Annotated in this window: 9 protein-coding genes, 3 tRNA genes and 1 pseudogene; all 13 read left to right on the top strand. The window is 33.5% G+C overall.

What is annotated here, in order from left to right; all coding sequences use genetic code 11:
* The first annotated feature begins 95 nt into the window (after positions 1 to 95).
* The 13 genes and pseudogenes from H7A25_07010 (at position 96) to ftsA (ending at position 14,205) form a co-directional block, all read left to right on the top strand.
* Entirely contained in the window at positions 96 to 3,482 is a 3,387-nt protein-coding gene (locus H7A25_07010) for a DEAD/DEAH box helicase family protein (GenBank protein ID MCP5499633.1), read from the top strand.
* A gap of 29 nt (positions 3,483 to 3,511) precedes the next feature.
* Positions 3,512 to 3,823: a nucleotidyltransferase domain-containing protein gene (locus H7A25_07005; GenBank protein MCP5499632.1), complete on the top strand. Its 312-nt coding sequence runs from the start codon at positions 3,512 to 3,514 to the stop codon at positions 3,821 to 3,823.
* Complete coding sequence (locus H7A25_07000; GenBank protein ID MCP5499631.1) at positions 3,813 to 4,166, top strand: DUF86 domain-containing protein; 354 nt, start codon at positions 3,813 to 3,815, stop codon at positions 4,164 to 4,166. Before H7A25_07005 ends, H7A25_07000 begins: the two co-directional genes overlap by 11 nt.
* Positions 4,167 to 4,253: 87 nt before the next feature.
* Entirely contained in the window at positions 4,254 to 7,577 is a 3,324-nt protein-coding gene (locus tag H7A25_06995; GenBank protein ID MCP5499630.1) for an Eco57I restriction-modification methylase domain-containing protein, read from the top strand.
* A gap of 60 nt (positions 7,578 to 7,637) precedes the next feature.
* Complete coding sequence (locus tag H7A25_06990; protein MCP5499629.1) at positions 7,638 to 8,633, top strand: AAA family ATPase; 996 nt, start codon at positions 7,638 to 7,640, stop codon at positions 8,631 to 8,633.
* A complete protein-coding gene (locus H7A25_06985; GenBank protein MCP5499628.1) occupies positions 8,633 to 10,942 on the top strand; it encodes a S8 family peptidase in 2,310 nt (769 codons plus the stop codon). The genes H7A25_06990 and H7A25_06985 overlap by 1 nt, the downstream gene beginning before the upstream one ends.
* 96 nt (positions 10,943 to 11,038) lie before the next feature.
* Positions 11,039 to 11,440, top strand: a complete 402-nt coding sequence (locus H7A25_06980; protein MCP5499627.1) for a hypothetical protein — start codon at positions 11,039 to 11,041, stop codon at positions 11,438 to 11,440.
* A gap of 42 nt (positions 11,441 to 11,482) precedes the next feature.
* Positions 11,483 to 11,570 (top strand): annotated as a pseudogene (locus H7A25_06975) (GIY-YIG nuclease family protein).
* A gap of 221 nt (positions 11,571 to 11,791) precedes the next feature.
* Positions 11,792 to 11,863 (top strand) — tRNA-Pro (locus H7A25_06970).
* A 7-nt stretch (positions 11,864 to 11,870) separates the two neighbouring features.
* Positions 11,871 to 11,944, top strand: a tRNA-Arg gene (locus H7A25_06965).
* A 10-nt stretch (positions 11,945 to 11,954) separates the two neighbouring features.
* Positions 11,955 to 12,027: transfer RNA gene (locus tag H7A25_06960), tRNA-His, on the top strand.
* A 171-nt stretch (positions 12,028 to 12,198) separates the two neighbouring features.
* Positions 12,199 to 12,954, top strand: a complete 756-nt coding sequence (locus H7A25_06955) for an FtsQ-type POTRA domain-containing protein (protein ID MCP5499626.1) — start codon at positions 12,199 to 12,201, stop codon at positions 12,952 to 12,954.
* A gap of 6 nt (positions 12,955 to 12,960) precedes the next feature.
* Positions 12,961 to 14,205 carry a cell division protein FtsA gene (ftsA, locus tag H7A25_06950; protein ID MCP5499625.1) on the top strand — a complete coding sequence of 415 codons (1,245 nt, stop codon included), beginning with the start codon at positions 12,961 to 12,963 and terminating at the stop codon, positions 14,203 to 14,205.
* The last annotated feature ends 3 nt before the right edge of the window (positions 14,206 to 14,208 follow it).

The following is a 14,208-nucleotide window of genomic DNA, read 5'->3' as shown; positions in this document are numbered from 1 at the left end:
TTCATAAACTAAAATTGTAGATTATTCTGAAAAATTAGAGGGGGAAGGATTTTTACTTTAATTCCTATCGACTTTCGGTATAAGGTGAACGAACCATGCAATTTCCAGCTTTCATAGATAACCGAGATGAAAATAGGCAGTTTGATAGGGTAATTAATCACATAATTTTCCCTTATATCAGGGAAATGAGAATTGCCGTAGGATATTTCTATCTGAGTGGATTTGAACTGGTTATGGATAGTCTGGAAAATAATGAGTTTTTCCAAAAAAACGATGTTCAGATTAAGTTCCTGATAAGCCCAAGAACGGATTATACAACTGCAAAGGTTTTGGAAACAGCATTTAAAATTCCAAAAACTGATTCAGAATTAAAAAGAGAAATTATTCAAAATATTGAGACTGAGGTTTCCGGTTTAGAAAAGGAAAAGCTACTCAAAATTATTGAACTGCTGGAAAATGATAAAATCCATATTCGGTTGATGTTAAATCGATTTTTTCATGCAAAGCTTTATCTTGCTCGAACAGTATTACCGGGAAATATAGAACAAGTAAGAACAATTGTTGGTTCTTCTAATTTTTCGAAAAGTGGACTTACTGAAAACAGTGAGCTAAATCTAACTTCTTCAGATATACCGGTATATAACGAATTAAAAATATGGTTTGATGAGCTATGGGAATCTGAAGGAATAGATTTTCGTCCGGAATTACTCCAGATTGTAAAAGGAATCCTGAGAGAAAAACAGCATACTCAAAAAAGGGAAGATATATTCCTTACTCCTTTTCAGATGCTTGTGTATATGGTTTATTACTTTATTGGAAAGATGGAGGAAGAAGAACTTCAAGGAACTGATCAATTAGCTGAGTTTCAACGAATTGGTGCTGAGAATATTTTAAACAAAATAGAACGATTTGGAGGAGCCATTGTTTCTGACTCTGTAGGACTCGGAAAAACATTTACAGCTTCCGAAGTCATTTATAGATACTATAAAAGAGGAAAAAAAGTTTTAATACTAACCCCTCCTACTGTTCTTCATCAGTGGAAAGAAACTCTTTCAAAATATTTTTCTATAGATGCTTCATCCGATTTAGTTTTTCTTTCACAGGGGAAGTTAAGCCAAATGCTTCCTTCTGCCATAGAAAGTAAATTACGAAAAAAGAAATTTGACCTAATTGTAGTAGATGAAGCTCACAGAGCCAGAAATAAAGATACAAGGCTATATCAGCATATCAGTCTACTGCATCCTTATTCTTCTCGATCAGATGTTTTGTTATTAACAGCAACTCCTTTCAATAACTCTGTAAGCGACTTATTAAACCTGGTAAAACTTTCAACAGTAGAAGCTTCTCTTACAAATGCAGGTCTATACCCATCCAGTTTTCAAGTTTTTTCAGAACTAATTAAAAATCTTCGTAAAGGAATCAGTATTCGTGAGTTAGAAAATAATCCAGATTATGAGCGAGCTAAAAAAAGAATTATTGATATTTTAAACTCTGTGATGCTTCTTCGGATGAGGTCTTCCATAAAAGAAAAATATAAGAATGTAAAAGTAGGAGGTAAACCTTTAGAGTTTCAGGAACCAACTGTTTATAAAATAGAATACGAATTTACAGGAGGCTTTGAAGCAATATTTGAAAATATAAACTCATTCCTCGATAGTTTATTTTTACCCCATATACGCCTTTCCGGTAATTCCAATGGGGAAACACTTTCTTATTTGTATAAGCTTCTTTTGTTCAAAAGAATCGAATCCAGTGTTTACTCTTTCTACTGTTCCCTTGAAAACATCAAAGCAAAAATTACAACTCTTCGCTCCGAAATAGATTCTGAGGACTGGAATGAAGTTATTGAAAAATATAATCAGAAAAAATTAGAGGAAGAACCGGAATTAGAGGATTATTCAGAAGATATAAAAGATGGAAAAGAGGATTTAATTGATAAAGAAACCGTTATAAAATGGTGTGAAACTGATATAAAAACAATAAATGATTTTATAGAATCTTACATTATACCTTTACGAGAAAAACCTGATGAACCACTAAGCCTTAAAGAGCCCAAGATAGAAATTTTCTTAGATAGATTAAACCGTTCTCATTTTATTAAGGCTCTTTGCTTTTGTTCCTATAAGGATACTTTAGAATATATTAAATATCATATTCAACAAGCCTGTGAAGATAATAAAATCGATTTATTATTTGATACTGTAAGTGGTGATGATAGAACTTCGGGTAGAATATCTAAAGTTTTAGATAAGTTTGCACCCAGAGCCAGAAAAGTAGAAAATATAACAGAAAGTGAAGAATTAAATCTCTTAATTTCTACCGACGTTTTAGCTGAAGGTGTAAACTTACAGGATGCAGATTTACTTATCAATTTTGACCTTCCCTGGAATCCAATGAAAATTGTACAGAGAGTGGGTAGAATCAATCGTATTGGTTCTGAAAATAAAATTAAGGTTTTTAATTTTACACCTGATAAAATTTTAGAGCGTTTTTTAAAGTTACTCGAAATCTTAAGTGCTAAAATAAGCCAGGTAAATACTCTTTTAGGAAAAGAAATGGCTATTTTAAGTTCCGATGAAGAAGAGATCAATCCACAGATTATAGGTGAACAACTTAAAAAGAATTATAATGCCAATTCCGTAAGTGAATATGAAATAAACAGTAAAAGTAATTCTCTTTTTTCCGGTATAGAAGGAGAAACGGAAGAAGATTTCTTTAGAGCGAAGCTATTCGTTGCAGCTAAAGAAAATCATCTCAGGAGTTCTGATTTTAAGGGTGTTCCTAAAAAGAAAGCTGAATATTATACTATTACCAATAAAAATCCTAACACCATCTATAAATTATATGAAATCTATGGAGAACGGAATCAGAATAGAGACCTTCTTTCCCGTGTATTCTTATGTAAAAAAGGAAATGAAAATGTAGAATATGCTTTTCCGGAAGAGTTCTTTGAAAAGGCTAATCTTCAGTCAGAGGGTTTTACACGTGTGGAAGTGGAAAATAAAGAATGGGTGGAAAAGGCAGAAGAAGAGATAAATCTTGCATTTAAAGAAATCTTTATTGAAAGACTTAAAGAAGCCGATCCTCATAAGGTTTCTCAAAAAGTGAGTTCCGTGAAGGGGATTCAGGTTCAACTTATACAGACTTTGCAGGGTTTAAAAAAACAAAAAGCTCTTTTCGTGGAAGAGAACTTTTTTGAGTTTGCTAAAACAATTCGAGAAGATGCAGAGATTGTTTTTAAAGAAATGATGCAAATACTGGGAACGACTCAGCTTTCTTCGGATAAAGCAAATAAATTAAAAGATACTTTAAATAAATATAATATTAACATTAAACAGGTTCCTAAAGTCGCTTTTAATGATTTTGCTTCCGCTCTATTTACATTCTATAATGAAGTGATTTTAGAGGATTCCAGTATGAGAGGAAGTCTTTACAAAAGTTCGGAAATTCATAGCCAGTTAGTATTAAGTATTTATATATAGAAAGGATAGAATATAAAAAAGAGATATATATGATTTCTATAGAAGATGTAAAAGAGAAAATGTTTGCTTATGCAGCAGATAAACCTATAAAAAAAGTTTATTTATTCGGTTCTTATGCAAGAAATGAAATGGATCATGAAAGTGATCTGGATATACTTTTAGAATTAGAACCTGAGCAAAAAGTGGGGCTTTTGTTTTCAAGAATGATTTTGGATATTAAAGAAATGTTTCCCATAGAAGTAGATGTCATTTCCAGCGGTGCATTATACGACAATCATAATGAAACACTTGATTTTGCTAATAGAATAGAAAAGGATAAGATTCTAATATATGAGAAATGAAAAACTTTCAGATATAGATAGGCTAAAACATATTTTAGATAATACTAAAGTTATACAAATATTTGTAAAAGGACTGAGTAAGCAAGATTTTCTGAATGATTTAAAAACAAAATATGCTTGTGCAAAAGCTTTACAGGATATCGGAGAAGCAGCTGCAAGAATTTCAGATAAAATGAGAATAGAATACAATAATATTGATTGGAGAAGTATTGTCGGTGTTCGAAATATCATAACTCATGAGTACTTTGGTATTGATTATCAGGTTGTTTGGAATATCATAACAGATGATATTCCAGTTTTAGAAAACCAGATTAAAGAAATCTTAAACTCTCTTCTTTTATAAATAGGAAAAGAACTCAGCATCAAAGAGTTTATAGAAGTGTAAACGTAAGATATATATAAATATGGTCATAAACCCAGAGGTAATGTAATGTCCAAGGTAGAACAGCTTAAGAGCAAGTTTTTAGAAATTCAATCCATAGATGATGTGTATAACTATTTTTCTTTTTTGGGTTTTCAGGTCAGAGAAAATGATGGAGCATTCATTTTTAATATTGCAGAAGACGAATTTATTGAAATATTCTTCTATGAGGAAAAATCTGAAATAAACAAACGTATCAATTCCTTTACATATAATCGCTATTGTGTTTTAGCCGTTCCGCAAGATTTTTCTTCTATGACTTTTGTTAAAATAGGTTATGAAGGAAAATCAAAAATTGTTCGTTATACAATAAAAAAAGAAGAAATCAGAAATAGAGAAAACCCAATAGGGATTCAAAGGGTTTCTAAATTAAAATACGAGCAGATTGAAACCTTTGATGACCTATTCGATAGAAAAGATGTTTCCAAAAGATTTTATACAGACTATTCCAAAAAAAGACTACAGCTTGTAAAACAAATCCAAGGAGTAGCAGATCCGGATGATAAGAGATTATATGCACAGGTCTTATTGGATAGAATTATCTTTCTGTATTTTCTCCAGAAGAAACATCTTTTAGAAAAAGATGAAAGGTATCTGGTCCGCAAGCTTGCGGAATATGAGAACAAGAAAAGTAACTTCTATGAGAATTTTTTAAAACGATTTTTCTTAGAAACACTCTGTGTCAAATTGGAAGATAGGGATGCTTCCTGGATTCAAGAAACCGGTGAGTTAATTCCTTATCTCAATGGAGGACTTTTTTTAACGCATGAATTGGAACAAAAACATCCCGACATTTCTATTCCCAATAAAGCCTTTCAGGAAATCTTTGCATTTTTAGAAAGCTGGTTATGGTATTCGAGTGAACGTTCTGATACCGATGAAGATGTAATTGACCCTTATATTTTAGGTTATATTTTTGAAAAATCACTGGGTGAAAACAAGTCTCAGGGTGTGTATTATACTCCACCTTTCTTGAGTTCCTTTCTTTCCAGGGAAACAATTGAAAATTTTCTTTTATATTTTATTCAGAATAATCTAAAAATAAAGTGTATAAAAGTATCGGAGTTTCTTTCTTCGGCTTCTGAAAAAGACCTCCTTGCTTATTATGAAAAGCTATCGAATATAACCGTATGTGACCCGGCCTGCGGTTCCGGTCAATTCTTGATTGAAGCTTTGCATGAACTTTCGGAATTACATTTAAACTTACTCGAAGTAGTTAAGACGAATAATCTGGAATCACTGAAAAAAGAATACAAGAAGGATATGGATAGCCCTTCTCCATCTATCTATACAATTCGAAGATTTATAGTCAGTAAAAATATTTATGGAGTAGACCTTCTTCCGGAAGCAGTCGAGATTGCCAAACTTCGTCTGTTTATTGCAATGATAGAGGGTATTACCGATAAGGTAGAAGAACCGCTTCCGAATATTGATTTTCATGTTGTCTGCGGGAATTCTCTTGTCGGTTTTACTTCTTCTCCTTTTGAAAATACGGGTAAAGCAGAGCAACAGGGATTATTTCCGGGAGCTAAGAAACAACAGACCGAAAGACTATTTGATTTTTATGATATTCGAAAGTCCTTTGAAGAGAGAGAAGATTTAATAAAGGCTTACTTTTCAGTGGAGAATCCAAAGGCTGCTCTCAAGAAAAGAGATGAAATTCACCAGAAAACAGGTGCATTAAAACAACTTTTTCATAAGGATTTTAATACCAAGATTTCAGGTGTATGGAAAGTAAAGCCCAAGAATAAAATTGATTTTATAGACTTGAAGAAAGATACTTCAGCTATAAAACAATTTAAGGAATTCAAGATACAGGCAGAAGACTTGAATGCTTTTCACTGGGTGATGGAATTTTCGGAAATCATGAACAAGGGCGGGTTCGATATTATGCTACTCAACCCTCCCTGGGAAACCTGGAAACCCAATTCACAGGAGTTCTTTGAAAAGCACTTAGATGGTTATCGTAAATTGGATAAAATTCAGGCCAAGAAAAAAGTAGAGGAAACACTCAAGAAAGATACTAAGCTGAAGAAACTCTGGATGGAATACAGCATGGGCCTTTCCTCTGTGTCGGAATACTTTAGAAGTTGTGAAGACTATCCGGCGAGAGGCAAGGGAGATATAAACCTCTACAAACTTTTCTTAGAAAGAGCGTTTTACTTATTAAAAACAAAAGGAAGTCTTGGAATTGTAATGCCATCGGGGTTTTATACAGACCTTGGCTGTAAGGAATTACGAGAGTTATTCTTTGCAGAATCTAAAGTTCAGTTCTTATATGGCTTTGAAAATCGAAAGAAGATGTTTGAGGATGTAGATAGTAGATTTAAATTTGTTGCTTATAACACCATCAAAACCAAAGAAGGAACCAAAGACGTTCCCGCTGCCTTTATGATGCTAACAGAAAACGAAATGATGCAAGCACATAACAGGAAAGGAAAATACGTTAGTGTAAACCTCGAAACACTAAAGAAATTTTCTCCCGATTCATTATCACTCATGGAGTTTTCCTCCAAGAAAGAATCCGACATTACAGAAAAAATATATGCAGAGTATCCACTATTGGGAGAAGAAATCGAAGGAACATGGAATGTGAAACTTATTTCTGAATCACATATTACAAATAACTCTTATTTATTTAATAAGAATAAAAATGGAATTCCACTTTTTGAAGGTAAAATGATTTGGCAATACGATTCAAATTATGATAAGCCAAAATTTTGGGTAGATAATAAAATGTTAGAAAAAGTCAGTCATTATAACTACAATTATTATAGATGGGGGCACAGAAGAATAGCTTCAAATACTAATGAACGAACTTTAATTTCGAGTATAATTCCTAAAAAATCGTTATCAGAAGTAAATTGTGCTACTATTAATATAGAAAAATCTAACATTTCTAATTCTCAGCAGTTATTTTTTTCATCCATAATGAATAGCTATATCTTAGACTATACAATTAGACTTAAAGTATCAGCTACATTAAATGTTTTTTACTTATTATCTCTTCCCATTCCGCGGTTTCAGTCGGATAAAGACCATCCTTACTTTTCTAAATTAGTCGAAAGAGCTGCGAAGCTTGTGGGAACTACAGAAGAATTTGACGAGCTTTTGGAAGAAGTGGGTTTGAAAGGGAAAGGCAGTAAGAAGCCTCATGAGGTTCATGGTGTGAAAGTCGAAAAAGAACGACAGGCTTTGAAAAACCAGATTGATGCTATGGTTGCAAAGATTTACAAACTAACAAGAGAAGAGTTGGAATACATTCTCAGCACATTCCCACTGGTTAAGGATGAAGTAAAGCTGGGTGTTTTGGAAGAGTATGATAGGCTGTGAGTTTTTTTTTACTTGATGATTTTAACATACTATATAAATAATAGGTGATAAGGTATAACAATGGCCAGTTCAAAACTTTTACGCAAGATGATTCAATTTGGCACTTCTGGAGATAAAGACTCATTCAAACAGGTTGCAGAGGAAATAATCAATGAGGAAAGAGCTAAAAAGCATCACTTATTAGCAAATGATTTAGAAAGAATTTTATATGGAAAAGAACCAGAAAAAAATTCTTTTCAAATATTGAATCTTGAAATTCCGAATGATAAAGAAAAAGGTTTACCATTAATCCATATAATTACCCCTACCCGCTCAATAGATGAGATTATTCTTTCTGATGAAAACAAGTCAATTATGGAAGAAATTTTATTGGAGCATAATCGAGGAGAGATTTTAAAACTACATGGTTTGAAACCGGTAGACAAAATATTATTTTATGGCCCACCGGGTTGTGGCAAGACAATTTCAGCAGAAGTCATAGCATTCGAGTTAGAATTACCTTTGGCAATCATTAGAATAGACTCAATCGTTTCATCCTATCTTGGAGAAACCTCGGCAAATCTTAGAAAGGTTTTTGACTTCATCAATAAAACAAATATGGTAGTACTATTTGATGAATTTGATGCTCTGGGTAGAGAAAGAGCCGATAATTCAGAGCATGGAGAAATAAAGCGAGTAGTCAATGCTTTATTGCAAATGTTAGATAGTTATCGTGGAAATAGCATATTAATTGCCGCTACCAATCATGAAAAAACATTAGATAGTGCAGTATGGAGAAGATTTGAAGAAGTTTTAAATTTCAGCTATCCTAATAAAGAACAAATAAAAAAACTGATTGAATTAAAACTAAGGGGTGTCAGAAGAAATTTACGTACAGATATAAATGAGTTATCGCAGAAGTTTAAGGGATTATCACATGCTGATATAGAAAGAATTCTTCGTAGAGCAATTAAGGAAATGATAATGCAAGGAAAAGAATTTTTGGAAGATAGATATATAGAAACTTCATATCTACGAGAAGAATCAAGACAAAATATATTAAGAGAAAACAAATAATGCCTGAAATTTACGAACATATTCAATTCCAAAGAGAAACAGTAATTAACGAGCGAAGAGGAAAACCTTTTAATCCTAAAAAATTTACCGGGGATAAAAGTGCACATGCACAAAAATTAAAAGATGAATTAGAACTTATTAAGATAATAAGAAAATCAGAAGAAATATCCGGTTTTGATGATAGACTATTATTAAAATTAAAAACTATGGAAAGTTTTGATCCGACAGGTTTTGAGTCAATAGAAGGTATAACAATTGTAAGCCAAGAAAGTAATGAAATTGTTCTTTTATTTGCTTCTGAAAATGCCTTGGAGGAATTTGAAAAGCGTTTATCTACTTTTGCTTCAACAGGAAAAGTTACTCGAAAAGAATTGATTGAAGCATCAAGGGAATTTAAACTATGGACAGAAGAAGATAGAAAAGGCGAAGTATTAAAAAGAGAAGGCTTACCCGATACTGAAGACTTTTTGTTAGATATAGAATTATGGCCAACAGAAAATAATTATCATAGAGAACAAATGATTTTTGCATTTAAAAATTTTGTTTCTAAAAATAATATTCAAATCTTAGATCAAATTTCTAAAAAATTTCTTACAATCTTACGTGCCAAATGCAATCATTTTAATTATAAAGAATTATTTAAATATCGAGATGTACGTACTATTGACGTACCTCCAAATTTTACCCTAAAGTATTCTCTATTAAATTTTGATATTGAAAACATAGCACAACCAGTTGCTCCAGATGATAAAGCTCCCAGAATTGCTATTTTGGATAGTGGTATTTCTTCAGGACATCCATTATTATCACCTTCTATTGGAGATACAAAGTCATATATAAAAGGATTAGCCTCTGAAGATGAAAGTGGCCATGGTACATCTGTTGCCGGAATTGCTTTGTATGGGGATGTTGCTGCTAATTTAGAAAATAATAGTTTTATTCCAGATTTTTGGATAATTAGTGGAAGGGTGTTGGATCGAGAGAGTGCATATCATCCTGAATTTATAGAAAACCAAATCGAATTTGCAGTAAGAGAACTTCATAATGAATATAATTGTAAAATATTTAATTTATCGATAGGAGATTCCAAAAGACCTTATAAAGGAGGTAAACCGAGTTCTTTATCTATGATATTAGATAATCTTGCTCATGAACTTGGAGTATTATTTATTATATCTACCGGAAATATTGACTCCAGCATTATAAAAGATGAAATTCTTAACGGATATGATTATCCAGAATATTTTTTTAATGGCCATAATATTCTGGAACCTTCAAACTCAATAAATTCCCTTACAGTTGGAAGTATCGCAAGATATGATCAAACGAGATCTTCTATAAAATATCCTAATGATCCTTCTTACCAACCGATTGCACCAAGAAATTCTCTCTCACCTTTTTCTCGAATTGGTTTCGGTATTGCTGAAAGTATAAAACCAGAATTAGTAGCTTATGGTGGAAATTTAGCATTTGATTATAGAACTAGTTTGATTCACAAACATGGACTTGGTGAATTATCACTAAATTCTTCTTTTTTGGATGGAAAAATATTTTCAGAAAACTGTGGAACAAGTTTTTCTACACCATATATTACTAATTTGGCAGGAAAGTTACTGGTACAAAGTCAAATCGAAAATATATTATTAATAAGAGCTTTATTGGTAGGAATGGCGGAGCATGATAATATAGTTTTTTCTGATAGCATTGAAGATGAGAAAAAGATTAAAATGGTAGGATATGGAAAAGTAAATGAAGATTTTTTATATAAATCTGGAAATGATGTTATAGTTCTTTATGCGATAGAAAGTATTGAAAATAATAAAAACCATTTTTTTGAGCTTCCTTTACCAGATGAATTTTTCTCAGGACAAAGAAAGAGAGAAATTACAATTACTTTATCTTACTTTTCTCCAGTTAAAAATACTCGCGTCAAATATCGTGCAGTTAGAATGTTCTTTAAATTAGTAAGAGGTAATAATTTAGAAGAAATAAGCACAATGTTTGATAAATCGACTCCAAAAGATGAATATAAGAACATTCCAGAAGTAAATAATAATCGTAATATCTCTTCAAAATTAAGAGGTAAAGGAACTATTCAATCTTCTACTTGGTCGTTTATGAGTTTTAAAGATTTCTCTAAATATTATGTTGTAGTTACAAGAAATGACTTTCCTTGGGCAAAAGATATTACAAATGAATATGAGAATTATGTATTATCAATTATCATAAAAGATAAGGAAGCTTTAAATTATGATCTTTACAATAGAATTTCAAATTTAATTCAAGAAAGAATACAGAATATTACTTGAAAAAGTTTTAAACAAAATTGAATTACTACTCGTTTAAATATTTTGTAATAGTACTGAATGCGGGGTATATTAAAAATACTTTTTTAAATACAAACAATGGATAATTACTACGAAGAAATAGATTACAGGGAAAGAATAAATATCTTGAGTTCTCAAGTAAAAGAAATGAGAGAGTTAGGATACTATAATTCTTCTATTCTTGCTGATATTGAAAATAGAATTGATAAAATTTCCTATTTAGAATATGAATTAGAAGATAGTGAATGCTCATCACTAACAGAAGAATTATTTGAGAATTTATATCACATGGTATTTAATCTTTGTTCTATAGCATTGGATAGCCAAAGAAATTCGAGAGATATATTAGATAAGCTGAATAAGTTGGAAGAAATTGTTAAGTCAATAGAACGCAATACAACTACATCCGCCAGTATTTTAGAAGGGATGATAGAAGAAAATAAAGATATTGAGGAAGATACTGATAGGCTCCTCTCTTGATTAACTGCGACGGCTGAGAGAGTGAAATGAGCCGAAGCCAGGCTTCCGCTTGAACTGGTTTACTTTGAGGAATGTGATGCTTTTTATCGAGAAAAACAAATACAGGGCTGGAACGAAAGAAGCTCTCATCAATGGAGAACTCAAAGAACTACATCTGCTTGCGGAGTGCAAGAATCATACGCATTTTAAAAATAACAATAGTATTCCCTTCATCTCTTCAGGGAGCGGTTTGCAGTCAATGATTAATGGTGAATTAAGAATTAAGAAAAAGCTACTTAAGGAAGGAAAACCTTTTTAGACAATATCTATTGACAGAAAAAGAGAGTCTAAAATATTAGCATTTACGGATTGCGGGATGTAGCGCAGGGGTAGCGCATCTGCCTTGGGAGCAGAGGGTCGTTGGTTCAAATCCAATCATCCCGATCCATTTGACCCGGTAGCTCAGCTGGATAGAGCATCTGCCTTCTAAGCAGATGGTCAGGGGTTCGAATCCCTTCCGGGTCATAGATATATGGTGGGCGTAGCTCAGTTGGTAGAGCACCAGATTGTGGCTCTGGTGGTCGCGGGTTCAAATCCCGTCGTTCACCCATCTTCACTCCTGTTCTTTCGCCAGAAATCTAATGAGACAGAATCTTTTTTTTTGTTCATAAAAAAATTTATTTTAAAAAAAACCTGTTTCCGATAAATATAATGGTTGTACATTTTTTCTCTATTGACATTATGGATAATCAATTACTAAAGAGATATAATTCCCTGAGATGGAAAGTCCTGAATTAGAAATTAAGCCTCCGGGGAAAAATTGGAATTTTCTCAAGGTCAACGTAATTTTGTTTATAGCTGCTTCCTGCATCTATTTCATTTACGATCTGGCCATGGGAGACAGGATTAAATCGCGAGATTCTGTGGAGAAAATCCTGATTACGGGACATAAGAAGTTAAGTAAAGAAGAGATTATTCATTTATTAGACTTAAAACAGGGTCTATCCATTAAGGATTATAACCTGGATGAAATAGAAGAACGGGTAAAAGAGCATCCCCGGATAAAGGATGCAAGGTTGGTGCAGAGATCGGGAACCAGGCTTCTGCTCTCAATTATTGAGAGAGATGCCAGGTTTATTGTAAATACAGGAGACAACCTCTACGAGATAGATGAGGATTTCAATATCATTTCCTCAAACTTCGTTGTAGATACCTCCGTAATCATTCTCAGTGGTGACTTTAGCTTTAATCCGAAAAACAACAAGGACACGAAATTCCGGGATTTTGCGGAAACTGTCTGGGAAAATTTTGGACAATTTCCTGTTCTTATGGATAGGATTTCGGAAGTTGTTCTCGGTTCCGATGGAGAGATCAGTATCTTTATCTATCGACCTATGAGGATGAAAGTTCTTATGGGAGATACTCTAAATCGGAAACAGGTGAGGAAGTTATATTCCTCTTTGGCTTACTTTGAAAAGAAGAAAAACAAGGTAGGTCTTTTAGATCTTAGGGGAGATGACGCGGTTTATTATTAAGGGATTATGCAAGATTTATACAATGGAATAGCTGCACTGGATCTGGGTTCCTCTTTAGTCAAGGTTGTTGTAGGGAGACCGATTAAGGAAAACGAAATAGAAATCATCGGAACCGGTACGTCTCGATGCACCGGCATTAAAAATGGTGCCATCATTAACCTCGAAACAACTACCAAATCAATTATTGAAGCCATCGATGATGCAGCCCTGATGTCTGGTCAGGATCTGGATAGTGTAATCGTAAACATTACCGGTAAAACTATCAAAGCAGACAATTCAAGGGGCGTGGTGGCCATCACAAACAAAGAACGTACGGTAATTGAAAGTGATGTCAGAAGAGTCATAGAAGCCGCCCAGTCCATTCGCATCCCTACCGACCAGCAAATCCTGCATGTACTTTCGAGGGAATTCGCAGTTGATGACCAGACAAATATTAAAGAACCTCTCGGAATGACCGGAGTTCGCCTTGAAGCCGATGTTCACATTGTTACTGCAGGCATTACTACAATTCATAATATAGATAAATGTCTGGAAATGGCAGGACTTTCCCAGATAGACAAGGTTCTCTCCAGTTTTGCTTCCTCGGAAGCAGTACTTACCAGTGGAGAAAAAGAACTCGGAACGGCTGTAGTAGATATAGGAGCCGGCATTACAGATGTAGTGGTTTATATCGATGGAGGAATTGCCTTCTCCTGTGTAATTCCCTTCGGTGGAAACCACATTACAAATGATATTTCTATAGGTTTAAAAACCCCTGTTGAAGCCGCAGAACTTATCAAAAAGCGTTACGGCCATACTATGATTAATGATGTGGATCCTACCGAGAAGATCGAAGTTCCCGCTACCAGCGGAAGAGTTCCCCGTGTAGTTCTTCGTCAGGATTTAATTCGAATTATTGCCCCCAGGGTAAAAGAAATTTTAGAACTCGTGAATAATGAATTAGAAACCTCCGGTAAAAAATCTTTCTTAGCGGGGGGAGTTATTCTCACGGGTGGAACAAGTCTCTTGCAGGGAATTGATGTTTTAGCAGAAGAAGTTTTAGAATTATCTGTCGGAAGGGCCAAGCCGGCAGGACTTACTGGACTTGCAGAACGAGTGGCTTCACCGGAGTATTCAACTGCGGTAGGACTCATCAAGTATGTGGCCAGAAGTTTACAAATAGATACAAAACGGCCCCAAAAACTATATAACTCACAGGAAAAAGATAGCTGGTCTAAAAAGGTCTGGCGTTGGATGGAAACTAATTTATAAGGT

Source organism: Leptospiraceae bacterium, from assembly GCA_024233835.1.
Taxonomy (GTDB): domain Bacteria; phylum Spirochaetota; class Leptospiria; order Leptospirales; family Leptospiraceae; genus JACKPC01.
This window is presented reverse-complemented; position numbering and strand designations above follow the sequence as displayed.

Coding starts and splice junctions, on each gene's coding strand:
- H7A25_07005 (MCP5499632.1), top strand. CDS start 3,512: ATGATTTCTATAGAAGATGTAAAAGAGAAAATGTTTGCTTATGCAGCA.
- H7A25_07010 (MCP5499633.1), top strand. CDS start 96: ATGCAATTTCCAGCTTTCATAGATAACCGAGATGAAAATAGGCAGTTT.
- H7A25_06985 (MCP5499628.1), top strand. CDS start 8,633: ATGCCTGAAATTTACGAACATATTCAATTCCAAAGAGAAACAGTAATT.
- H7A25_06980 (MCP5499627.1), top strand. CDS start 11,039: ATGGATAATTACTACGAAGAAATAGATTACAGGGAAAGAATAAATATC.
- H7A25_06955 (MCP5499626.1), top strand. CDS start 12,199: ATGGAAAGTCCTGAATTAGAAATTAAGCCTCCGGGGAAAAATTGGAAT.
- H7A25_07000 (MCP5499631.1), top strand. CDS start 3,813: ATGAGAAATGAAAAACTTTCAGATATAGATAGGCTAAAACATATTTTA.
- H7A25_06995 (MCP5499630.1), top strand. CDS start 4,254: ATGTCCAAGGTAGAACAGCTTAAGAGCAAGTTTTTAGAAATTCAATCC.
- ftsA (MCP5499625.1), top strand. CDS start 12,961: ATGCAAGATTTATACAATGGAATAGCTGCACTGGATCTGGGTTCCTCT.
- H7A25_06990 (MCP5499629.1), top strand. CDS start 7,638: ATGGCCAGTTCAAAACTTTTACGCAAGATGATTCAATTTGGCACTTCT.